The sequence below is a fragment of the Xanthomonas floridensis genome, assembly GCF_001642575.1.
In the GTDB taxonomy this organism is placed as follows: domain Bacteria; phylum Pseudomonadota; class Gammaproteobacteria; order Xanthomonadales; family Xanthomonadaceae; genus Xanthomonas; species Xanthomonas floridensis.
Map to the genome: position 1 here is coordinate 84,004 of NZ_LXNG01000057.1, position 23,551 is coordinate 107,554.

At 65.9% G+C, this 23,551-nt stretch carries 18 protein-coding genes; 6 read left to right on the top strand and 12 right to left on the bottom strand.

Annotation, left to right across the window (positions count from 1 at the left end; translation table 11 throughout):
- Nucleotides 1–78: 78 nt before the first annotated feature.
- Nucleotides 79–882, bottom strand: a complete 804-nt coding sequence (locus tag A7D17_RS21280) for a DsbC family protein (RefSeq protein WP_064510936.1) — start codon at nt 880–882, stop codon at nt 79–81.
- 388 nt (nt 883–1,270) lie between these two features.
- Nucleotides 1,271–2,242, bottom strand: coding sequence for a site-specific tyrosine recombinase XerD (xerD, locus tag A7D17_RS21285; RefSeq protein WP_064511006.1), 972 nt, complete (start codon nt 2,240–2,242; stop codon nt 1,271–1,273).
- Between the two features lie 165 nt (nt 2,243–2,407).
- On the opposite strand from xerD, the gene A7D17_RS21290 reads away from it, so the two are divergent.
- Nucleotides 2,408–2,875: an RDD family protein gene (locus A7D17_RS21290; protein WP_064510937.1), complete on the top strand. Its 468-nt coding sequence runs from the start codon at nt 2,408–2,410 to the stop codon at nt 2,873–2,875.
- A 117-nt stretch (nt 2,876–2,992) separates the two neighbouring features.
- Here A7D17_RS21290 and A7D17_RS21295 read toward each other — a convergent pair whose 3' ends face one another.
- The 3 genes from A7D17_RS21295 to lptF are packed head-to-tail and all read right to left on the bottom strand — an operon-like array spanning nt 2,993 to nt 5,483.
- On the bottom strand, nt 2,993–3,298 hold the full coding sequence (locus A7D17_RS21295; protein ID WP_064510938.1) for a hypothetical protein: 306 nt from the start codon (nt 3,296–3,298) through the stop codon (nt 2,993–2,995).
- Nucleotides 3,298–4,404 carry an LPS export ABC transporter permease LptG gene (lptG, locus tag A7D17_RS21300; RefSeq protein WP_064511007.1) on the bottom strand — a complete coding sequence of 369 codons (1,107 nt, stop codon included), beginning with the start codon at nt 4,402–4,404 and terminating at the stop codon, nt 3,298–3,300. Before lptG ends, A7D17_RS21295 begins: the two co-directional genes overlap by 1 nt.
- Nucleotides 4,401–5,483, bottom strand: a complete 1,083-nt coding sequence (lptF, locus tag A7D17_RS21305) for an LPS export ABC transporter permease LptF (RefSeq protein ID WP_064510939.1) — start codon at nt 5,481–5,483, stop codon at nt 4,401–4,403. The genes lptG and lptF overlap by 4 nt, the downstream gene beginning before the upstream one ends.
- 107 nt (nt 5,484–5,590) lie before the next feature.
- Between lptF and A7D17_RS21310 the strand changes: the two genes are divergently transcribed.
- The 5 genes from A7D17_RS21310 (at nt 5,591) to A7D17_RS21330 (ending at nt 12,486) form a co-directional block, all read left to right on the top strand.
- Nucleotides 5,591–7,063 carry a leucyl aminopeptidase gene (locus A7D17_RS21310; protein WP_064510940.1) on the top strand — a complete coding sequence of 491 codons (1,473 nt, stop codon included), beginning with the start codon at nt 5,591–5,593 and terminating at the stop codon, nt 7,061–7,063.
- Nucleotides 7,063–7,425, top strand: coding sequence for a hypothetical protein (locus A7D17_RS21315; protein ID WP_064510941.1), 363 nt, complete (start codon nt 7,063–7,065; stop codon nt 7,423–7,425). The genes A7D17_RS21310 and A7D17_RS21315 overlap by 1 nt, the downstream gene beginning before the upstream one ends.
- A 7-nt stretch (nt 7,426–7,432) precedes the next feature.
- The gene (locus A7D17_RS21320) at nt 7,433–7,858 is read left to right on the top strand and encodes a DNA polymerase III subunit chi (RefSeq protein ID WP_064510942.1); all 426 of its coding nucleotides are present in this window, start codon (nt 7,433–7,435) and stop codon (nt 7,856–7,858) included.
- Nucleotides 7,859–7,977: 119 nt separating this feature from the next.
- A complete protein-coding gene (locus A7D17_RS21325; RefSeq protein WP_064510943.1) occupies nt 7,978–10,818 on the top strand; it encodes a valine--tRNA ligase in 2,841 nt (946 codons plus the stop codon).
- A 435-nt stretch (nt 10,819–11,253) separates the two neighbouring features.
- Nucleotides 11,254–12,486 carry a multifunctional CCA addition/repair protein gene (locus A7D17_RS21330; RefSeq protein ID WP_064510944.1) on the top strand — a complete coding sequence of 411 codons (1,233 nt, stop codon included), beginning with the start codon at nt 11,254–11,256 and terminating at the stop codon, nt 12,484–12,486.
- Nucleotides 12,487–12,932: 446 nt separating this feature from the next.
- Here A7D17_RS21330 and A7D17_RS21335 read toward each other — a convergent pair whose 3' ends face one another.
- The 7 genes from A7D17_RS21335 to A7D17_RS21365 form a co-directional block, all read right to left on the bottom strand.
- Nucleotides 12,933–15,509 (bottom strand): TonB-dependent receptor, encoded by a 2,577-nt coding sequence (locus A7D17_RS21335; protein WP_064511008.1) that lies wholly within the window; start codon nt 15,507–15,509, stop codon nt 12,933–12,935.
- A 905-nt stretch (nt 15,510–16,414) separates the two neighbouring features.
- Nucleotides 16,415–17,782, bottom strand: a complete 1,368-nt coding sequence (locus A7D17_RS21340; RefSeq protein ID WP_193395381.1) for a S41 family peptidase — start codon at nt 17,780–17,782, stop codon at nt 16,415–16,417.
- Nucleotides 17,783–18,093: 311 nt separating this feature from the next.
- A complete protein-coding gene (gene nagA / locus A7D17_RS21345; protein WP_064510945.1) occupies nt 18,094–19,260 on the bottom strand; it encodes an N-acetylglucosamine-6-phosphate deacetylase in 1,167 nt (388 codons plus the stop codon).
- A 2-nt stretch (nt 19,261–19,262) separates the two neighbouring features.
- A complete protein-coding gene (locus A7D17_RS21350; protein WP_064510946.1) occupies nt 19,263–20,291 on the bottom strand; it encodes an SIS domain-containing protein in 1,029 nt (342 codons plus the stop codon).
- A gap of 6 nt (nt 20,292–20,297) precedes the next feature.
- Nucleotides 20,298–21,365, bottom strand: a complete 1,068-nt coding sequence (locus A7D17_RS21355) for a LacI family DNA-binding transcriptional regulator (RefSeq protein ID WP_029218977.1) — start codon at nt 21,363–21,365, stop codon at nt 20,298–20,300.
- A gap of 40 nt (nt 21,366–21,405) precedes the next feature.
- Nucleotides 21,406–22,683 (bottom strand): sugar MFS transporter, encoded by a 1,278-nt coding sequence (locus A7D17_RS21360; RefSeq protein ID WP_064510947.1) that lies wholly within the window; start codon nt 22,681–22,683, stop codon nt 21,406–21,408.
- A gap of 43 nt (nt 22,684–22,726) precedes the next feature.
- Nucleotides 22,727–23,449: a UTRA domain-containing protein gene (locus A7D17_RS21365; protein ID WP_193395383.1), complete on the bottom strand. Its 723-nt coding sequence runs from the start codon at nt 23,447–23,449 to the stop codon at nt 22,727–22,729.
- Nucleotides 23,450–23,551 lie beyond the last annotated feature (102 nt).

Genomic DNA, 23,551 nt, shown 5'->3' on the forward strand with positions numbered 1-23,551 from the left:
GCATCCCGGCCCTCTGACGAGCGTCCAGCCCGCGAGGGCCAGCGCCGACGCGGCGTCACACGCCCGCGTCGACGTGGATCAGCGGCTGCCGCCCGCCGTGGTGACGGCGCGCTTTTCCAGCGCCTCACGCAGCTGCGCCGGCGGCAGGTAGCCGCCGAGCTGGGTGCCGTCGGGCGCAAAGATCGCCGGGGTACCGTTGACGCCCAGGCGCTGACCCAGCGTGTACTCCATTGACACCGGGTTCTTGCAGTCCTTGGACGCCACCGGCTGGCCGGTCTTGGCCGCCGTCAGCGCCTGCTTGCGGTCGGCGGCGCACCATACCGCGATCATTTCCTTGTGGTCCTGGCTGCCCAAGCCCATGCGCGGAAACGCCAGATATTCGACCGCGATCCCCTGCTTGTTGAGCTCGCCGATCTCGCTATGCAGCTTGCGGCAGTAGCCGCATTCCACATCGGTGAAGACGGTCACGGTGTACTTCGGGTTGGCCGGCGCGAACACGATGCGATCGGCCTTGGGCACCGTCTCCAGCTGCTTGCGACGGTAGGCCAGCAGGCCCGGGCTGGCCGCGAACTGCTTGTTCTGGATGTCGAACGGCTGCGCCTGGATCAGGTAGCGGCCGTCGTCGCTGACGTACAGCACCTGCCCGCCAACCACCACCTCGCGGAACCCGGGGAACGGCGCGGCGCCGATGTAATCCGGCTTGAAGTCAGGATCCAATGCCTTGAGGGCAGCGCCGACGCGCTGATCCACATTGCCGGTCGCGGCGGGAGCGGCAGCGGCGGCTGGCTTGGCGCCGGCGTTGCTTGCCGCAGGCTGCGACGATTGTGCGCAGGCGGTAAGGCTGAGCGCGCCCAGCAGCGCGGCAATAGCAAGACGATACATTCACGCATCCAGTGGAATCGGGGTGACTGGATTCTCGCACAGGGCGGATGAAGCCTGGCAGCGGCCGCGACAGTTTGTTCGCTCCCCGAGGGACAGGTTCATGACACTTGAAGGGCACGCAGTCATGGGCCGAGATGGCGCCGCAGCACGAGCCTCCTCAAGCACTATCAGAACGTTGCGCCCCAGTACCGCATAGACCTGGCGTGGGAACGCCGATAGCCAGAGTGGCTTGCAGATGGCGACGTCCACCAATCAGATGCCCGCACGCTCAAGGCCGGGACGCCTCCGCTCAATCAACGCTGCGCGCCATACCACGTCGCCGACAGGCGGCTACGCGTGACTCACCCGGACATGATCTTGCACGACAAGAATTCCCTCGCCCGCCCCATTAGCCGCGCGGATGATGCCGGGCGTGCAGCGTCTGCAGGTGCTGACGCGCCACCAGCGTGTAGATCTGAGTGGTCGAAAGCGAACTGTGGCCCAGCAGCATCTGCAGCGCGCGCAGGTCGGCGCCGTGATTGAGCAGGTGGGTGGCGAAGCTGTGCCGAAGGCCATGCGGGCTGACCGTGGCCGGGTCGATGCCGGCCAGCGCCGCGTAGCGTTTGACCAGCGCCCAGAACTGCTGGCGGCTGGGCGGCTGGCGCACCGCGTCGATGAACAATGGCACCTGCCCATCCGCCGCAGGCACCGCCTTGTTGCCGGCAAGCAGCGGGCGCGCCTCGCGCAGATAGCGCTCCAGCCAGTGCTGGGACTCCTCGCCCAGTGGCACCAGACGTTCCTTGCTGCCCTTGCCGGTGACGCGCAGGACGCCCTGCCGCAGGTTGACCCCCACCGCAGGCAAATTGACCAGCTCACTCACGCGCAGGCCGGCCGCATACATCAATTCAAGCATGGCGCGGTCGCGCAGCCCCAGCGGCGTCTGCACATCAGGTGCCGCCAGCAAGGCATCGATCTGGGTTTCGGTCAGCGCCTTGGGCAGCGAGCGTGGCAGGCGCGGAGGGTCCAGCAAGGCGGTGGGATCGTCGCTGCGCACGCCATCGCGCAGCAACAGCCCATAGAAGGCGCGCAAGGTGGACAACAGCCGGGCATTGCTGCGCGGGCAATAGCGCGCCTCGGTGCGCCAGCGCAGGTAGTCGAACAAGGCCGGACGCTGCATCCCCAACAGGCCGCCGCCCGCACCATCGCGCCAGCGCGCCAGCCCCTCCAGATCGCGCCGGTAGCTCTCCAGCGTCTGTCGCGCCACGCCGTTTTCGGCCCAGAAACGGTCCAGGAAACGCTCGATGGCCACCGCATCGGCCGCCTGCAAGGGCGGCAGTTGCCGGGCAAGTTGGCGACGTTCGGTGGGGCTGCTGGCAGACATCGCCACAGGATAGAACGTGACCGGCGGCATGCGCGAGGCGAAGCGTGCCCCCGGCAATGCACCGACAGGCTGGCTCGCCACCGCTCAGGCACACCACAGCAACACCTGCCGCGCACTACCGCAACGCGGCGTTGCCATCGCCTGGGTGCCGGCTATGCTCCTGGCATGACGTCGATTCCTGCTCCCCGCGCTGCACGCTCACCTGCCCTGCTGGGCTGGCGGATCCTCGCCCTGTGTTACGACTTCTGGCCAGCGCTGGCGCTCTGGATGCTGGTGTCCACCTGCTTCACGCTGGGATTTACCCTGGCCGGACACCCCGCACGCCAGAACATCGCTCCCTTCAGCGCCTGGCAGTGGCTGCTGTGGCTGTGCTGCTGGGTGGTGGCCGGCATCTACGCCACGGTCAGTTGGCGGCGCGGTGGGCAGACCCTGGGCATGCGCCCGTGGCGACTGCACCTGCAGGAGCCACGCCCCACCTGGCGACAGGCCTGGACGCGTTATGCGGTGGGCACGCTGTCGCTGGCCCTGGCCGGCGCCGGATTCTGGTGGGCATGGGTGGACCGCGAGCGGCTGACCTGGCATGACCGTGCAAGCGGGACACGGCTGCAGCGCCCACTCAAGTCAGGTCGCTGACCCGTAAGATCACCAGACGTTCAAGCGATCTGCAAGCAGACCGCAAATGACACGCGCATCGCATGCATGGTGGCGTTCTCAAACGGGCGCGCCGCTTGCTGGCTTGGCCAGCGTCATCTAGCGAGAGAACGGGGACGGGCGCTCGATCCATGCCTGCACCAGGCTTCCCAACAGATACAACACCACCAAAAAGGGTGGCACCAAGACCAGGTAACTCGTCAACCAGGACAGCCCGCGTAGCCAGGAATCTGCGCCAATCGCGTCCAGCAGCGCAAGCTGCGGGGTAAGGGGCATTTGCAGCATCACAAACCGCCCCTTGTCGTCGCTGCCTGCCTCCTGAGCGATCCACAGGCAGAGCGCTGTAGGTATCAGGTACAGCACACACAGCACGATCCCAAACGCACTGAGGCGCCGCTTGCGCATCAACTACTGCGCCGCCGGAACAACCACGCCGAGACGCCCAGCATCACCATCGGCGGCAGTGCGTAGGCGATGCGGTAATCGAGCTTGAGCGCGCCGGCCATGCGGCCGAAGAACAGCTGCAACAGCCAGAACCCCAGCGCGAACAGGATGCCCAGGAACAAGCGCTTGCCCAGGCCGCCGCTGCGCAGCGAACCGAACGAGAACGGAATGGCCGCCATGCACAGCGCCAGCACATTGAGCGGATAGAACCAGCGGCTCCAGTACTGGTCTTCGTAGTCGCGCGCATCCAGCCCGTTGCGTCGGCGGTACTCGATGCTCTGCTCAAGCTCGTGTGCAGAGAGATTGCGTGGCTTGGCCAACCCCGCCGCCAGCGCTGCCGGGCTCAATTGAGACTGCCATGGCAACTCGGGGAAGGTTTCGCGCTGCACCGAGCGTTCCTGGAAGGTGTCGCGGCGTACCTGTCGCAGTGTCCAGCGACCATCCCGGTGTTCGGCCACCGATGCGTAGGTCAGTTGCTGCATGCGGCCGTTGGCATCCAGGTGGTACAGGCGCACGTCGTGCAGATCCAACGCGGTACCACCGCCATCGAGCAGCTTTTCCTCGCCGCTGAGCGCATTGAGGAAGGTGTCGCCTTCGCGCGCCCACAGGCCGGAATAGCGCGACGATGCCATATCGTTGTTGTAGCGCGCGCTGGCCTTGAGCGTATCGGCCTGGTTCTGCGCCCACGGCCCCACGGTCTCGCCACTGATCACCATGCTGCCGGTCAGCAAGGCCATCGCAGCGACCACCGAGGCGGACATGCGCTTGCGCGAGACGCCCAGCGCGCGCAAGGCGGTCAGCTCGGAGGTGGCCGCCAGCTGACCCAGACCCATCAACGCACCGATGACCGCGGCGGTGGGGAACAAGGTGTAGGCCCGGCGCGGCACCGTGTAGGCCACATAGGCCACGGCGTGACCGAAGCTATAGCTGCCCTGGCCGATATTCTTGGCCTCGCTGGCAAACGCATTGACCAGATCCAGGCCCAACAGCACCGCCCAGGTCAGCAGCACGGTGAACAGCACCACGCGACCGACATACCAATCATGGACCCGCGGGGTCAGCCTCATGCGCGCGTCCTCGGCCGGCGCACGCGGCCATCGCGCGCATACGCCCAGACCGCCACCGCCAGCAGCGGCAGCGTCAGCCACCACAAGCCCAGCGCAGCCGGGGTCTTGCCGTTGGCAATCCACTGGGTGCCGACAATCATCAAATTGGTGCCCACCATGTAGGCCAGGAAGGCGAGCATGATCCGGCCATAACGCTGTTGCCGAGGCGCGCTGCGCGACAGCGGCAGGGTCAGCAGGGCGAAGGCCAGCGCCAGCAGCGGCGGCGCCAACCGCTCGTGCAGCTGCGCACGCGCCGCCGGGCGCTCATCGGACAGCAGCTGCGTGGTCCACATCACTTCCGGGTCGTTGGCGTCGTGGGTGCGGGTGCGGTCGGGCAAGGCCACGTCGTTGCTGGCGAACTTCATCAAACGGTAGTCCAGGGCGTCGCCGGCGGCCGGGCCCTCGATGCGGTAGCCGTCCTCCAGGCGCAGGTAACGGTCGGTCTTGCCTTCGAAGAACATCGCGCCGCGTTCGGCAGTGACCACGTCCAGGCGGTCGTCCTTCTGCCGTTGCATGAAGACCTTGCCCAGGTTCTTGCCATCGGCCGAGATGGTGGTCAGGTAGACCACGCCGCCGCCGGACAGCGGGGTGAACTTGCCCGACTCCAGCCCGGCCATCAGCACGCTGCGGTTGGCGTCTTCCAGCATGGTCTCGGCAGTGCGGCTGGCCCACGGGCCCAGCCACAGCGAGCACAGCCCGATGATCACCACCACCGGCACCACCAGCATCAGCATCGGCCGCAACATGCGCCTGGGGCCGACGCCAATGGCGGTGATCACCGCCATTTCTGAATCGCGGTACAGCCTGGCCAGGGCCAATAACAGGCCCAGCATCAGCGCCAGCGGCAGGATGATCGGCAGGTAGGCGACGAATTGCAGGCCTACCTGCGACAGCAGCAAGCGAGCGGGGATGCGGCCGTCGGCGATATTGCCGAGGATATCCACCAGCACGCCGCCGACGCTGACGACCAGCAGCACGATCAAGGTGGCCAGGAAGCTCTGGGTGAAATCGCTAAGCAGATATCGATCGAGCTTCGGCATAGGGTGGGCTTGTCTTAAACTCTCGGATTCGTTCGCGGCGCCGCCAGCCTAGTCAGGTTGGCGTAAACAGCCCGCGATTGTACGGATTTGCCTACGGAATCTGATCAATGGCCCTGCAATTCACCCTGAACCAAGACGCGCCAGCAAGCGCTGCCGTCGACTGCATCGTGGTTGGCGTGTTCGCCGACAAGACCCTTTCGCCCGCTGCCCAGGCGCTGGACAGCGCCAGCCAGGGCCGTTTGACGGCCTTGGTGGCACGCGGCGATGTGGTTGCCAAGACCGGCTCCACCACCCTGCTGCACGACCTGCCCGGGGTCACCGCCCCGCGCGTGCTGGTGGTGGGGCTGGGCGATGGCGGCAAGTTCGGCGTGGCGCCCTACCTCAAGGCGATCGGCGATGCGACCCGCGCGCTCAAGACCGGCGCGGTGGGCACTGCCCTGCTGACCTTGACCGAGCTTTCCATCAAGGCCCGCGACGCCGCCTGGAACATCCGCCAGGCCGTGGTGGTCAGCGACCATGCCGCCTACCGTTACACCGCCACGCTGGGCAAGAAGAAGGTCGACGAGACCGGCCTGACCACGCTGGCGATCGCCGGCGACGACGCCCGTGCACTGGCAGTGGGCATCGCCACCGCCGAAGGTGTGGAGTTCGCCCGCGAGCTGGGCAACCTGCCGCCGAACTACTGCACCCCGGCCTACCTGGCCGACACCGCCGCAGCCTTCGCCGGCAAGTTCCCCGGTGCCGAGGCCGAGATCCTGGACGAGACGCAGATGGACGCGCTGGGCATGGGCTCGCTGCTGTCGGTGGCGCGTGGCTCGGCCAACCGCCCGCGCCTGATCGTGCTGAAGTGGAACGGCGGCGGCGACGCGCGCCCCTACGTGCTGGTCGGCAAGGGCATCACCTTCGACACCGGCGGCGTCAACCTCAAGACGCAGGGCGGCATCGAGGAAATGAAGTACGACATGTGCGGTGGCGCCAACGTCATCGGTACCTTCGTGGCCACGGTCAAGGCCGAGCTGCCGATCAACCTGGTGGTGGTGGTGCCGGCGGTCGAGAATGCCATCGACGGCAATGCCTACCGCCCCTCGGACGTGATCACCAGCATGTCCGGCAAGACCATCGAGGTCGGCAATACCGACGCCGAAGGCCGCCTGATCCTGTGCGATGCGCTGACCTACGCCGAGCGTTTCAACCCCGAAGCGCTGGTGGACGTGGCCACGCTGACCGGCGCCTGCATGGTGGCCCTGGGCCACCAGACCGCCGGCCTGATGAGCAAGCACGACGACCTGGCCAACGAACTGCTGGCCGCCGGCGAGCACGTGTTCGACCGCGCCTGGCGCCTGCCGCTGTGGGACGAGTACCAGGGCCTGCTGGATTCCACCTTTGCCGACGTCTACAACATCGGCGGCCGCTGGGGCGGCGCGATCACCGCCGGCTGCTTCCTGTCGCGCTTCACCGAAAACCAGCGCTGGGCGCACCTGGACATCGCCGGCGTGGCCAGCGATGAAGGCAAGCGCGGCATGGCCACCGGTCGCCCGGTCGGCCTGCTGACCCAGTGGCTGCTCGACCGCGCCGCCTGATGTCGCCTCGCGCTGCATTGGCCCTGATCGCCGGCTTCGTGCTGGCGGACGGGGCCACCAGCGCATTACCCGGATGGACCGGCCCTGCCAGCGACCTGGTCCGGTTTGCGGTATTGCTGGTCCTGATCTTCGTGTGGCTGGCGGCCGACAGCCGCCGGCAAGGCTTCCGCCGCCCGATGTGGATCAACATCGGGATGGTGCTGGCCTGGCTGGTGTTCATCCCCATCTACCTGTATCGCGCGCGGCCTGCCGGCCGACGCCTGCGCGCCATCGGCGGGTTCGTGCTGGCGATCCTGGCGTCCGGCCTGCTGTTCATGCTCGGCACCCTCATTGCCGACGTCGTTTTCCCCATTGCTTCGTGACCTGACCATGCCCCGTGCCGACTTCTACCTGATCGCCAAGCCGCGCTTCCTCAACGAACCGCTGCGGCTGGTCTGCGAGCTGGCGCGCAAGGCCAACGACGCCAACCTGTCCACGCTGATCCTGGCGCGCGATGCGGAACAGGCCGAGGCGCTGGACGACCTGCTGTGGGCGTTCGACGACGAGGCCTATGTGCCGCACCAGATCGCCGGCACCGACGACGAGGACGAACTGGCGCCGGTGCTGATCGCCGCTCCTGAGTTCTCCGCCCCCTCGCGCCCGCTGGTGATCAACCTGCGCGACGATCCCTACCTGGGCGCCTGCGACCGCGTCCTGGAAGTGGTGCCCGCCGACCCCGCCGCCCGCGAACCGCTGCGCGAACGCTGGAAACAGTACAAGGCCCTGGGCCTGGAACTGACCAAGTACGACATGTGAATCGGGAATCGAGAATGGGGAATGGGGAGTCGAAACCTGGCTCCCTCCCATTGGACCGTCACCGATCAGCTCTCCACGCTCTACCCATTCCCTATTCCCGACTCCCCATTCCCCGCCTTATGACCACCCTCGCCTCCAGCTACGACCCCGCTTCCTTCGAATCGCGCCTGTATGCGCAATGGGAGGCGGCCGGTTACTTCGCGCCGTCCGGCAAGGGCGAGCCCTACACCGTGCTGCTGCCGCCGCCCAATGTCACCGGCACGCTGCACATGGGGCATGCGTTCCAGCAGACGTTGATGGACGCGCTGGTGCGCTACCACCGCATGCGTGGCTTCGACACACTGTGGCAGGTGGGCACCGACCATGCCGGCATCGCCACCGAGATGGTGGTCTCGCGCAATCTGGCGCTGGAAGGCAAGGGCGAAACGCGCGACACGCTCGGCCGCGAAGGCTTCATCGCCAAGGTGTGGGAGTGGAAGGCGCAGTCCGGCGACACCATCGAGCGCCAGATGCGCCGGCTGGGCACCTCCAGCGACTGGTCGCGCAGCACCTTCACCATGGACCCGCAACCGTCGGCGGCGGTCAACGAAGCCTTCGTGCGCTGGTACGAGCAGGGCCTGATCTATCGCGGCCAGCGCCTGGTCAACTGGGACCCGGTGCTGAAGACCGCCATCTCCGACCTGGAAGTGGAAAACGTCGAAGAAGACGGATTTTTGTGGTCGATCCGTTACACCTTGGCTGATGGTGTGACCTACGAACACGTCGAGCACGATGCCGACGGCGTCGAGACGCTGCGCGAGATCCGCGATTATCTGGTGGTGGCCACCACGCGCCCGGAGACCCTGCTCGGCGACACCGCCGTGATGGTGCACCCGGACGATGCACGCTACGCCACGCTGCACAGCGCACGCATCGTGCTGCCGCTGACCGGCCGCCAGGTGCCGGTGATTACCGACGATTACGTGGACCGCGCGTTCGGCACCGGCGTGGTCAAGGTCACGCCTGCGCATGACTTCAACGATTACCAGGTGGGTGTGCGGCACTCGCTGCCGATGATCAACCTGTTCACCGTCACCGCAACCCTCAACGACGAAGCACCGGAGCGCTATCGCGGACTGGATCGCTACGACGCACGCAAGCTGGTGCTGGCCGAACTGGAAGACCTCGGCCTGTTGGTGGAAACCAAGCCGCACAAACTGCAGGTCCCGCGCGGCGACCGCACCGGCCAGGTGATCGAGCCGTATCTCACCGACCAGTGGTTCGTGAAGATGGACGCGCTGGCCAAGCGCGGCCTGGAGCTGGTCGAAAGCGGCCAGATCAAATTCGTGCCGCCGAACTGGATCAACACCTATCGCCACTGGATGGAGAACATCCAGGATTGGTGCATCAGCCGTCAGCTGTGGTGGGGCCATCGCATTCCGGCGTGGTTCGACGAGGCAGGCACGTGCTATGTCGGCCATGACGAAGCCGAAGTGCGCGCCAAACATGGCCTGGGTGCCGAGGTCGCGTTGCACCAGGACAGCGACGTGCTGGAAACCTGGTTCTCCTCGCAGCTGTGGCCATTCTCCACGCTGGGCTGGCCGGATGCGCACGCGATGGCCGAGCGCGGCTTCGAGCGCTACCTGCCATCGTCGGTGCTGGTCACCGGCTTCGACATCATCTTCTTCTGGGTGGCGCGCATGATCATGGCCACCGACAGCTTCACCGGCCAGGTGCCGTTCCGCGATGTCTACATCACCGGTCTGATCCGCGATGCGCAGGGCCAGAAGATGTCCAAGTCCAAGGGCAATGTGCTCGACCCGCTGGACATCATCGACGGCATCAGCATCGAGGACCTGATCGCCAAGCGCACCACCGGGCTGATGAAGCCCAAGGATGCGCCCAAGATCGAAAAGGCCACCCGCAAGGAATTCCCGGACGGCATCATCGCCCACGGTGCCGACGCGCTGCGCTTCACCATCGCCGCACTCGCCACGCATGGCCGCGATATCAAGTTCGACCTGGGACGTGCCGAGGGCTATAAGAATTTCTGCAACAAACTGTGGAATGCCACGCGCTTCGTGCTGATGAACACTGAAGGCGCGCGCTTTGCCGGCGTGCCGCAACCGCGCACCGAAACGGAAAAGTGGATTCTGGCGCGCCTGGACCAGGTCACTGCGGACACCCACGCGCATTACGCCAACTACCGCTTCGACCTGCTCACGCAGGCGTTGTACGAGTTCGCCTGGAACGCGTTTTGCGACTGGTTCGTCGAGCTGTCCAAGCCGGCGCTCAGCGATGCCATGCAGGGCAGCGATGCGGCCGCCAGCACCCGCCACACCCTGCTTTACGTGCTCGAAGCCCTGCTGCGCCTGCTGCACCCGCTGATCCCGTTCGTCACCGAGGAACTGTGGCAGCAGGTCGCTCCGCGCCTGGGCATCACCGACGCCACCATCTCGCTGCAGGCCTTCCCGCAGGCCAACGACCTCGATACCGGCGGCTACGCCGGTGCAGAAGCCGATGTCGAATGGCTGAAGTCGATGGTGTCGGCACTACGCCGCGTGCGCAGCGAATTGAACGTGCCGCCATCCAGGCAGGTGCGTCTATTGCTGCAGGCCGGCAACACCGACGACCGCACGCGCGTGGCGCGCTTCGCATCGCAACTGTCCTTCCTGCTCAAGCTCGAAGCGATCGACTGGCTGGATGCCGGCCAGGAGACGCCGCCCTCGGCCACCGCCATCGTCGGCGAACTGACGTTGCTGGTGCCCCTGGAGGGCCTGGTCGACATGGATGCCGAACGCACCCGCCTGGACAAGGAAATCAAGCGCGTGGAAAGCGAGATCGGCAAGTGCAACGGCAAGCTGGGCAACGCCACCTTCGTGCAGAACGCGCCGGCCGCGGTGGTTGAGCAGGAGCGTGCACGCCTGAACGACTGGACGGTGCAGCTGACCGGCCTGCGCGAGCAACGCGCCAAACTCTGAGGCAGTGCATCACGCCGTTGCGCGATAGCGCATGCGCCGGCGCGCAGTCCCCTCGGGACCTGCGCGTCGGAGCAGCCGTCGGACCGGACAGCCCATCGTCCGGCCGACACAGGTCACGCACAGCTCCAACCAGCGCACACCAGCTCTCTCGAGCGATGTTTGCAGGCTGCCGCCGCCAGCGCTCGTTCGGCCCGGTGCCATGCACGGTCCAGCACGGATGCATCTGCGGCATGTTTCGCGTCATGCAGCGGGCAGGATTCTGCGGCCAAGCTGCAGCGCGTCCATTCCGCGACCAATCCTCCTTATCGCGCAGCAGCGCCCAACGCGGCAGACTGCCTTGAACAGCGCGCTGGCGATGTTGCGACTGCTCATTACGGCTAAAGCACTTCTTTCGGGGGGCTTCGGCTCGCGCGTCGCATCGGGCATCATGTGCACATGAAGATCTATCTCGTTGGCGGCGCCGTCCGCGATACCTTGCTCGGCCAGCCGGCCGGTGACCGCGATTGGGTGGTGGTCGGTGCCGATCAGGCGCAGATGCAAGCGCAGGGTTTCAAGCCGGTGGGCAAGGACTTCCCGGTGTTCCTGCACCCGCGTAGCGGCGAGGAATATGCACTGGCGCGCACCGAGCGCAAATCGGGCCGGGGCTATCGCGGCTTCGTGGTGGATGCCGATCCCTCGGTGACGCTGGAAGAAGATCTGCTGCGGCGTGATTTCACCATCAATGCCATTGCCCGCGACGAAGACAGCGGCGCGCTGGTGGACCCGTATGGCGGTGCGCGCGATCTGCAGGCGCGCATCCTGCGTCATGTGGGGCCGGCGTTCATCGAAGATCCCGTGCGCGTCCTGCGTGCGGCACGCTTCATGGCGCGGTTCGCCCCACTTGGCTTTACGCTGGCGCCGGAGACCGCAGCGCTGATGCGCGAAATGGCGGCCAGTGGCGAGCTGGACAGCCTGGTGCCCGAACGTGTCTGGCAGGAACTGCGCCGGGCGTTGAGCTGCGCACGGCCGTCGGCATTCTTGCGCACCCTGCACGACACCGATGCATTGCGCGTCATCCTGCCGGAAATCGATGCGCTGTACGGCGTGCCGCAGCGCGCCGACTTCCACCCGGAAGTGGATACCGGCGTTCACCAGGAGATGGTCAGCGACATGGCCGCACGTCTGGCGCCCAGCGATGCGTTGATCGGCTTTGCCGCGCTCACCCATGACCTGGGCAAGGCGCTGACGCCACCGGAGCAATGGCCTCGCCACCTGATGCATGAGCAGCGCGGTGTCGACCCGCTGCTGGCGCTGTGCGAACGGCTCAAGGTGCCGCAGGACTATCGCCAGTTGGCCGTCGCCGCCTGCCGCGAACATCTCAACGTGCATCGCCTGCCCGAACTGCGCAACAGCACCGTGCACGACTTGCTGGTGCGTTGCGATGGTTTTCGCCGGCCCGAGCGCATCGCGCAGCTGGCGCTGGTGTGCGAGGCCGACAAGCGTGGCCGCCTCGGCAGCGAAGAAACGGCCTACCCGCAAGGCGAACAGCTCAAGCGTCTGCATGCAGCAGCACTGGCGATCAATGCGCGCGACCTGGCCGCGACCGGCCTGCAAGGACCGCAGATCGGGCAGGCCTTGGCGAAGGCGCGGATTGCCGCAATCGCGGCGATGCGCAACCACGATCAGTAAGACCGCCTCCCGCGCACGAACATCAGTCGCTCAACCGATGTGCACCATACGGGCTGCACAGGACGGTGTCGTTCTTGGTGCAGGCCAAACCCGCCACAGCCAGGCGATAGCGTGTCACTGGCTCCGGGGGCGGCAGCAAGGAGTGATGCATTGGCTTGCGCAGCAGCTCTCGCATGCGCTGCAGGAGCGAGGCCTCTTTTGAATGCCCTTAAAAGATACGTGTCGCAAGTCCATAGCCTGCGATGTGCATCTGGCGCTCCACCATTCAAGGTCTGGCAGGCCTCTACTCGATTGAACACCATGACCTGATGGCATGGCAGTACTGAGAGCCAAACCATCATGCTCTGACCGTCCCAGGCAGCCCCTGCGTTTGCGAGGCCTCCATCGACACGCCGCCCTGCCAATCGAAACCGAAGCGGCCGCATTTCGCAGCCGCCCGGCACTATTTACAGCTTGAAATTCAGGCTCAGCATGAAAGACCGGCCGTTCTTGTAGAGGTAGTACGGCTGGTTCTTGTTGCCGATGTAGCTGAAGTAGGTTTCGTCCAGCAGGTTGGTGGCTTCCAGCGCCACGCGCAGCCGCTCGGTGGCCTGGTAGCCGAACGAGGCATCGACCTGGGTGAAGGCATCGGTCATCTGCTGGCCATTGAGCCGACCGATCTGGGTGAAGTACTCCGAGCGCCAGCCCAGATTCACCCGCGCACTCCACTTGCCCTGCTCGTAGTACGGGCTGATGTTGTAGGCGTTGCGCGAGTTGTACGGCAGGCTGTAGTCGCCGTCGGTACTGGAGTCGGAATAGGTGTAGTTGGCCACCACGCCAAACCCGTTACCGAAGTTGTGCTGCAGGTTGAGCGCCACGCCCTGCACCTTGGCATCGCCGGCATTGGTGGGCACTGAGGTCTGATAGGTGCTCGACCCACCGGTGGCATTGTTGAAGAACACCCGGTCCTGCACGGTGGTGAGGATGTAGTTGGAGATATCGCGCGAGAAGAACTCGGCGCTGAGCAGGCTGCTGTCGGCGAAATACCATTCCAGCGACGCGCCCAGGTTGGTGGACTCGTAGGGGCTCAGGCCGGGGTTTCCGGTGGAGGCGGTCAAGGTGGTGTCGTCGGTGGCCACGTACGGGGTCATGTTGGTGTAGCGCGGCCGCGCGATGACCTTGGAGGCGGCAAAACGCAGCATCAGGTCATCGCGCAGGTCATAGGCGATGTTGAAGGCCGGCAACCATTTGCCGTAGCTGCTGAGAAAGTTGACCGGCGTGTAGCTGCCGCCCGGCGCATAGCTGAAGCCATCGGTGGAATCGCGGGTATGCACGTAGCGCACGCCGATGTTGCCGCGATAGCGCTCGCCGGAGAAGTTGCCCTGCAGGAACCAGGCGCGGTTCTGCTCCTCGATGCTGTAATTGCCTGCGTAGCTGATCGGCAAGCCGGCATCGCCCTCCAGGCCACCGATGTAGCGACTGATCGCACCGCGACCAATGGTGGACCAGCGTTGCATGTCGGCGCTGGTGGACAGGCCATCCAGGTAGCCGGATGGCGTGGTGCCTGGCGAAAAATCCGCCAGCGTACTGCCATCGTTGGGCGCCCAGGTACGGCTATAGGACGACTGCCCGGTGGCGTGGTTGGTGAGCTTGATGCCAGTGAGGATCTGCGTGAACGGCCCCCATTCCACCGCATGGTCGAAATCCAGCTGCAGGTAACGCTCCTTGTCGTACTGCGGGCTGTGGCTGGCCGAGGCGTTGTTGAGCTGCATCGCCGCCGTATTGGTCGGCTCGGTGCTGTAGTCCATCGCGGTGCGGCGCCCGTCGATGGTGTAGCTGTAGCCGGCCAGGTTGCGGAACTGGATGCCGTAGATGCGCTCGGCACCGCCTTGCGAGCTGGTGTAACCGACCTGGCTGGAGGCATTCCAGCCGTCGCCATGCCAGTCGGCGCGCAGATGGATGCTGCCGGTACTGACATCGCTGTTGCGCAGGTAGCCATCCAGGAACGTGGTGGACTGATCGCCAAACGTGCCGGAGGTGGCCACGCCGTTTTCGAACCCCAGCGCCCGTGCATCGCCGGGGTTGGATCCCCAGTAGCCGTAGCGGCTCTGGTTGTAGTTGTCGAAATTCTCGGTGACGTACAGACCGGTCAGGTTGAGCTCGAAGTCGGCATCGGGCTTCCACTGCAGCGCAGCGCTGATGCCATCGCGTTTACGCGTCTGCTGGAACAACGCGGTGTTGATCGAGGTGGGGAACACGCCAGTATTGTTGCCGACCACCGCAGGCGGAAACGCGGCGCCAGCGACATCGTCGTAACCGAAGATCTCCACGCCCTCGCGGCGCAGCACGCGCTGGGAGTGCATCACCGAGGTCAGTACGCCGAAGGTCTCGTCCTGGTTCTTCCAGCTGTAGAGCGCGGAGGCGTTCGGCTTGCCCTCCTCGGAGCGATCGTTGTACCCGTAGCTCACTGTCCCGGTGAGCGTATTGCGATCGAGCTCCAGCGGCTTGCGCGTGTGCACGATCACGGTGCCGCCGATGGAGCCTTCGTCGATCCGCGCCTCGGGGGTCTTGTAGACCTCCATCAGGCCCACCACTTCCGGTGCCAGCGTGCTGTAGTTGAACGAACGGCTGTCCGGGTCGTTGGGGTCGCCACCCCAACTGGTGGAGGCGATGGTCTGACCGTTGAGCAGGACGCGATTGAGCGCCGGATCGGTACCGAGGATGCTCACTTTTTCGCCTTCGCCGAACTGGCGATCCACGGTGATGCCGGACAGGCGCGACAACGATTCGGCCACGTTGGTATCGGGGAACTTGCCGATATCCTCGGCGCTGATCGCATCCACGATCGCGTCAGCATTGCGCTTGACGTTGAGCGCCTTGCCCAGGCTGGCCTGGTAACCCACCACCTTGATCTCGTCCAGCGTGGACACCGAAGGATTGGCTGGCGGCTGTTGTTGTGCAGCAACCGGTGCGGGCTGCGATGGTGCGGGCGCCGATACGGGCTGCTGTTGCGCAGACGCAGGGAGCGCCAGCGCACCACCCAGTGCGGCGCCCCCGATCAACAGTGCGCGGACCGCAACGCCCAATGGCGCGTGTTGCGGCGATGGCCTGCGCACTGCAGTACGCGCTCGCGCGCCTGCGCCCTGCATCGGACCGTCGATCCTGGCCATTGGCGTGCGCTTAGCGGGACCAGTGGGCAGCGCCGAAGCGCTACGATCGTGCGCGGGGATTGACCGCGCGGCAGTGGTGCAGAGTGAATCGACAGACAACGACAACAGACGGGGAAACAGCATTGCATTGACCTCGTGGCGGAGACGTCAGGCCGCAACCGATGGGTTGCACTGGAGCGCGGCGCGCGCGGTGCTGCACTCCGTCCCCTGCGCCGGAATGCAAGCAATGACCCACACGCGCGTTTCGCGTGCAGATCGGACTACCAGACCGCAGCATGGGCGGCTGGCAATGAAGTGATCGAATGGAACAGGCTCCTGTTCGCTGACAACGTTATCAGCGAAGGTGCCTTCCGATCATGGCACTGTCAACCAATGGTCAGAAATGCCTGGATTTATGCGAGATACGCTGTAGTCGCCGTCGATAATTGAATAACAGCGTGACCTTTATCGCAGTCCGGGCGGCTGCACACACAGACCACTGCGCCAGGCAGCGTGACGCGGGAAGGCTGCGCAGTGAAATGATGCGATGCAAGACGCGATGGCTGCCTGGCGTGGTACGCGCGGGTCGCAAGGCCATTCAGTGGTTCGGCTCGCCAGGTCTGAGGCCTTGCGAGCCGGATGATCGCCATGGTGCCGATACCACCCTGTGTCATGCGGTCATGACAAGCGATTGGCATCGATTCGTTCGCGCAAGTTTCCACGGAAGCGTCGCCTCTCCGTAGGCGCCATGCACACAGCACACTGACGCGTTTGCGAGCACATGTTGATGCGTATCCGCCTCAATCCGCTTGCACGCACCGCTGCGTCCGCAGCCACTGCGCCGCCGCAGCGACGGCATCGCCCCGCGGGTCCAGCACCACGTCCGGTTGCAATGCGCCATCCAGACGCTGTGCATTGCGGTCCTGCGTCGCAGTGCTGGCAATTGCAAGAACGCCACCACCGGGCAGATCGACCGAGCGATTGCCGGTGGTCTGCCCCGCACTCGGCTGGCCGAAACTGCGCGTTGCCGGGCGGCCACGGAACGCGATGGCAACCATCTCGCCCGCGCTTGCCGTGTGTGGCCCGATCAGTAGGGCTACCGGGCGCTCGATTTGCGACGCGTGCGCGCCGGCAGCAGGCCTCGCATGCCAGGGCGTCTGCCGGCCTGTCGAGTCGACGAAGTACCCGAGCAACTGGTCACCCAGCAACGATTGCAACCCATTGACCATCGGCCACATCGTGCCGCCGGTGCTCTGTCGCAGATCGATGACCCATCCGCAGCGCGCCTGCGATGCCATGCCATCCAGCGCGGCGGCAAGCGCGCGTTGATAGGCCCCCCTGACATCACCGGACGAGGTCATCAAGCCAGTCACCTCGACATAGCCCACATCCGGCGGCAGCAAACGTGCCTGCACTGCGGGTCGCGCGGCGGCGAGTGACTCCATCTGGCGGCGCGCCGCGGGGCGCATCAGGAAGCTGTGGCCGTCATCGAGCTCGGCGATCAGCGCATCGATGGCGGCGTACGCGTCGGCTTCGCGCATGTCTGCGGCCTGCGCGCGCAGCTGTGGCTCGCGGGTGGCCCAGTCGATGCGGGTGCGCTGCAGTGCGTGGTCACGGATGGCCGGGATGGCAACGTCGAGGATCGCGGACGCCGGTGCAGCATCAACGATGGCCTGCGCCATCAGACGCAAGCCGGTCACCTCGACCGCACCGTCTCCTCGCAGCACCACGCCGACTGCCAATCGACTTGCCTGCGGGGGAATCTGCATCGCAATGCGACGCTGCGCCTGGGCATTGCCACCCACCCGATCAGCCTGCGAGGTTTCGAATGCCAAGACCTTGCCCTGCGCATCGACTACGCGCATCCACAGGTTTGCACCCTGCATCGCCTGGGATGCCTGCAAAAGGCCGTCCAGCGCCAGCGACTGACCACGCAGCGCAGCGGCGTCCAGCTGCACGGCTACCGCACCGAAGGCGGCCGTGCGATTGGCACCGGCGGTCAGACGTAACCGGGCGCCCTCGGCCGCCTGCACATCCCCCTGCGCGACCTCCAATCGGTAGTCCGTGCCGCCGGCAACCAGCTGCCAGGAGGCAGAAGCGGCAGCGGTCGCGTGCATGCAGAACAGCAACCACCCCACCCACCACCAGCGCATCCGTGCATTGCTCATCGGTCCTGCCTTGTCCTTGAGTCGATGCCGACTCTAGCAGCCACGGCGTTTTGCGGGTGGATGGCCAAACCACCCACCTCGCAGCCGCCATGATTCGGCCGCTGATCCGCACGCAACGGAAACGGTACCGCAACCCGTCCGGACGGGTGCCGGCCAGGTATTGCCGCTGCTGTAACCACCGCAATGCCTGAACAACCATGTCGGAGAGCTAAGGACGCTTCACCGTAGCACTACGCCCGGATACGCCAGACCTCATTGCCACCTGCAGACATAGCCCAAGGGATGCACCTGCCCGAAAGCAGGCGCAACCATCATGTGCGGCGTCCGTCGCGCTGCCCGGCCACCCAGGTGTCCACTACCTGCACGTCGGCGTCCACCAGCACCAGATCGGCCTGGTAGCCAGGTGCGATGCGGCCCAGGCGCTCGCCCAGGCCGATGCATTGCGCCGGATACGTGGACGCCATGCGTGCGGCTTCGGCCAGATCCACGCCCAACCAGCGCACGCTGTTGCGCACGGCGGTGGCCATGTCCAGCGCCGAGCCGGCGAGAGCGCCGTCGGCATTGCGCACCACTCCATCCACCGCAGTGATGGTTTCGCCGTACAGGTCGAAGCTGGGGCTGTCGCTGCCGACCATCGGCATGGCGTCGGTCACCAGCAGCAGCTTGCCGCGCGGCTTGGCCGCCAACGCCACGCGCAGGCTGGCCGGGTGCACGTGCACGCCATCGACGATGACACCGCACCACACCTGCGGGTCTTCCAGCGCGGCGCCCACGGCGTTGGGCTCGCGCCCTGCCAGCTGCGACATCGCGTTGTAGACATGGGTAAATCCGCTCACGCCGGCAGCGATGCCATCGCGCGCCTGCTCGTAGGTTGCCGCGGTGTGGCCGGCGAATACGATTGCACCGCCAGCCACGAACGCGCGGATGTCCTCCACCGGCACGCGCTCGGGGGCGAGCGTGATCAGGGTGACGCCGTTGTCCAGCGAGGTGTCCACGGCGATTTCATGCGCGTCCGGCAGACGGAACTTGTGCGCGTCGTGGGTGCCTTTGCGCGCGGGGCTCAGGTAGGGCCCCTCCAGATGGATGCCAAGCACGCCGGGCACGCCTTGTGCGATGGCCTGGCGCGTCGCCTCGATCGCTTCGGCCATCACCTGCGCGGTATCGCTGATCAGGGTCGGCAGCATGCCGGTGGTACCGAAGCGGCGATGCGCCGCCGCAATGGTGGCCAGCGCCTGCGGGTCGCGTGCGTTGTTGAACAGCACCCCGCCGCCGCCGTTGACCTGGATGTCGATGAAACCCGGCAGCAAGGTGGCGCCGCCCAGATCCACGCGCATATGCGCTTGCGCCACGCGTGCATCGTCGGCCGGCACGATCGCCTGGATCTGCGCACCGTCCAGCAGCACGGCCAGGCCATCCTGCAGACCGTCGTCGGTCAACACACGTGCATTGCACAGCGCTTGAATCGGGGAAGCATCCATGTTCAAACGGTTTCCGTGACCTTGTTCAAGTGCGGAGGCAGATCGGGATTATGGCCGCGCTGCAGTGCCAGCGCATTGATCGCGCGATAGAAGCTCTGCACGGTCAGCAGCGGCGCGCACGCCGGGTGTGCGGCATCGGCCAGCGGCAGATCGCCATCGGGCGCGGCCAGCCACACCTGCGCGCCACGTGCGCGAAATTCTTCGGCCAGCGCGCGCGTGCCGGCACCGGTTTCGTCGGGCTGGGCAAACACCAGCACCGGAAAGCCCGGGCCAACCAATGCCATCGGCCCGTGTTTGACCTCCGCCGAGCTGTAGGCTTCGGCATGCAGGCCGCAGGTCTCCTTGAATTTCAGCGCTGCCTCTTGCGCCGCGCCCAGGCCCAGGCCGCGGCCGAGCACGAACAGGTTATGCGCGGGCGTCAAACCGGTAGTCAGTGCGGACCAGTCGGCCTGCCAGGCGCTGCGCAGTTGTTGCGGCAACGCGTCCACTGCGGCGAGCAGTGCGGGGTCGTTCTTCCACACCGCACCCAGGTGCAGCACCGCCGCGAGCGAGGCGAGATAGCTCTTGGTGGCGGCAACGCTTTTTTCCGGGCCGGCACCGAGCGCAATCACCACATCGGCCAGCTGCGCCAGCGGCGAATCTTCCACGTTGACCAGCGCCACCACGCGCGCGCCAGCCGCCTTGGCGGCTTCGGCATTGCGCAACAGATCCGGACTCTTGCCCGATTGCGAAATCACGATGTACAGCGCACCACGCAGCTGCAGCGGTGCGGCGTACACCGAGCCCACCGACGGCGATGCGGAAGCGGTGACGATGCCCAACTGCGTCTCGAACAGGTACTTGGCATACGTGGCGGCGTGATCGGAGCTGCCGCGCGCGCAGGTCACCACGAACGGCGGCGGGTTATCGCGCAGCGACTGCGCCAGTGCGGCAATGGTGTCGGCGTTACGCGCGAACTGTGCGGCGACCACGTCGGCGGTCTGCGCCGCCTCGCGGAACATCAGGGTGTCGGTTTCCTGGGGGAGGTTCATCGGAGCTCAGGCGGATTCGGGGGGAAGGGGTTTGCTGGCCGGCGTCTGCGCCGGTGCGGTGGAGCCGCGCACCACCAGTTGCGGCACGAAGCCGCGGTTCTGCAGTTGCGCGGGTTGGTCGTCGTAGGCATCGCTGCGCAGCTGGCTGATCAACAGGCGTGCGGCGTGCCGCGCGATGTCGTCGGTGGCCTGCTTGGCCGTGGTCAGCGCCGGCCACGATTGCCGCGAGAACGGGCTGTCTTCGAAACCGGCGATCGACAACTGGTACGGCACGTTCATGCCGGTGGACTTGGCTGCGGCCAGCACGCCGGCAGCGATTTCGTCGTTGCTGCCGAAGATGGCGGTGGGCGGCTCGCGCAGCGACAACAGCCGACGCGCACCACGGAAGCCATCGTCGAAGGTGTAGTCGCCGGGAATCACCAGGTGCTTGTCCAGGCTGATGCCGTAATCCTTCAACGCGGCCTCGTAACCGGCGTAGCGCTCGCCGCTGGAGCGATGCTGCGGCCCGCCCCACAGGAAGCCGATGCGCTGATGGCCGAGCTGGATCAGATGCTCGGTGATTTCATACGCGGCATCGCGGTCGTCGATATACACGCAGGGGCCATCGCCGGGATCATCGGTGGCGGCGATGATGCGCACGCTCTTGATACCGCGCGCGGCCAGGCCAGCGAGCAGCTCGGGACGCTCGGACATCGGCGCGGTCAACACCACCCCGGCCAGGCGCGAGCGCTGCACCCATTCGGCGAGTTCTTCGGCCAGCAGCGGCGATGTGGAATCGCAGGGGTGAATCTGCAGGCCGAAGCCGGTTTCGCGGCAAGCGGCCAGCACGCCGTTCTGGATGCCGATGATGTGGTACGGATTGGGATTGTCGTAGACCAGGCCGATCACGAACGGCGTGCCGCTGCGCAGGTTGCGCGCGGACGGATCGGGTTCGTAGTCGAGATCGGCGATGGCACGCAGCACGCGCGCGCGCGTGGCCTGCATCACCGAAGGTTCGTTGTTGATCACCCGCGACACGGTCTTCAACGAGACCTTGGCGCGCTCGGCGACGTCTTTGATGGTGGGCCTGCGCATGGGTGTGCCTTGGTCGTCGGAACGCATCATGCCGCTTCGCTCACTTGGCCTGGGCCGGCAGGCCCACGCGGTGACCGCGCAGCGAATAGAACAGGATGTACAGATAGCACGGCACCATCAGCGCAGCGAACACGACCTGGAAGTCGTAATGCTGTTTGAGAATGGCGAACAGCTGCGGAATGATCGCACCGCCGGCAATGCCCATGACCAGCAACGCCGAGCCGATTTCGGTGAAACGGCCGAGCCCGCGGATGGCCAGCGGGAAGATCGCCGGCCACATCATCGCGTTGGCAAAGCCGAGCGCGGCGACGAAGCCCACCGACACGTAGCCATGGGTGAACAATGCGCCCAGCGAGAACAGCACACCCAGCACCGCCGACACGCTCAGATAGCGCGCCTGCGAAATGACGGTCGGGATCAGCACCAAGCCGGCGATGTAGCCCAGCAGCATCGCGCCCAGCGTGTAGGAGGTAAACAGCTTGGTGCTGTCCAGCGGCAGGTTGAACCCATGCCCGTAGGTGCCGATGGCATCGCCCGCCATCACTTCCACGCCCACATAGACGAACAGGCACAGCACGCCCAGCCACAGATGCGGAAACTGGAAGATGCTGTGCTTCTGCAGGCCGGTCTTGGCGCCGAGCGTGGCATTGGCCTCGGAGGCCTTGAGTTCGGGCAACGGCGAGAACAGCACGCCGATGGCCAGCAGCAGCAGGACGCCGGACATCACCAGATACGGTGCGTGGATCTTGGCGGCAAACGCTGTGAGCAAGGTTTCCTTGGTTGCGGCATCTGCACTGGCCACCTGCGCGGACAGGTCGCCGATGCCGTGCAGCACCAGCGAGCCGATCAGGATCGGCGCCAGGATGCCGGCGATCTTGTTGCAGATGCCCATCAAGGCGATGCGGCGCGCGGCGCTTTCGATCGGCCCGAGGATGCTGATGTAGGGGTTGATTGCGGTCTGCAGCAGCGCCAGGCCGCTACCGATCACGAACAGGCCGCCCAGTGCGCCCGGATACCAGCGCTGGGTGGCGAACTGGCCGAAGCCGGCCGCGCCCACGGCCATCACCACCAGGCTCAGTGCCAGGCCCTTCTTCATGCCGGTGTGCTTGAGAATCCACGACGCCGGCAGTGCCAGGAAGAAGTACGACAGGTAGAACACCATCAGCACCAGGAAGGCGTTGACCTCGTTGAGGTCGAACGCCAGCCGCACGAAGGTGATCAGCGGCCCGTTGATCCAGGTGAAAAAGCCGATGATGAAAAACAGCACGCCGACGATGGCGATCGAGACAACGGGATTTGCGGGCCTGGCGGTAGTCATGGATCGGCTGGCTCTGAGGTTGTCGTAGGGAATGCCGTTGGCGTCAGCGGCGCAGTTCGGCGACGAAGTCGTAGAAGTCGTTATGACAATAGGTGTCGGTCAATTCGATCGCGCTGCCGTCGCGGGCGTAGCCCACGCGCACCACGTGCAGGATCGCCTCGCCGGTTTTCATGCGCAGATGCTCGGCCAGCCGCGCCGGCAGATTGATCGCGCGGAAGTACTGCAGTGCCCGCACCACCGGGGTGCCTTGCGCATCGAGATAGCTGTACAGCGAATCGCCCACCTGTTGCGGGTCGGCCACGATGCGCTGCGGCAGCACGGCATGTTCATAGGCCATGACGCGGTCATCGGCGCTGCGCAGACGCGTGAGCGAAGCCACCGCCGCATCCGGCGACAGGCCCAGCCGCAGGATCTCTTCGCCATGGGCCGGGCGCAGGCGCCGCTCCAGCCAGCGCGTGCCGGGCTCGTAGCCCTTGATGCGCAGCGTCTCGCTGAAGCTGGTGAGGCCGCTGAGCTGGTGCTGGATCTGGGTGGTGACGAAGGTGCCAGCGCCCTGCCGGCGCGACACCAGGCCTTGTTCGACCAGCACGTCGACCGCCTGGCGCAGGGTCACCCGCGAGATCTGCAGGCGCTCGCACAGCTGGCGCTCTGCCGGCAGCGCCTCGCCGGCCTTCCACTGACCGCCACGGATGGCATCGGTGAGCTTGCCGGCCAGCTGCAGGTACAAGGGGGTTGGCGCGGATGCGTCCAGATGCAGCTCGTCCAGTCGCTTGTCGGCGTCCGCCTTGGCCTTGGCCATCGTTGTTCCCGTCCGCCCAAATTCGATAGGTCCAATATAGTACCAATCGACGACGACGCACCAGCCCCG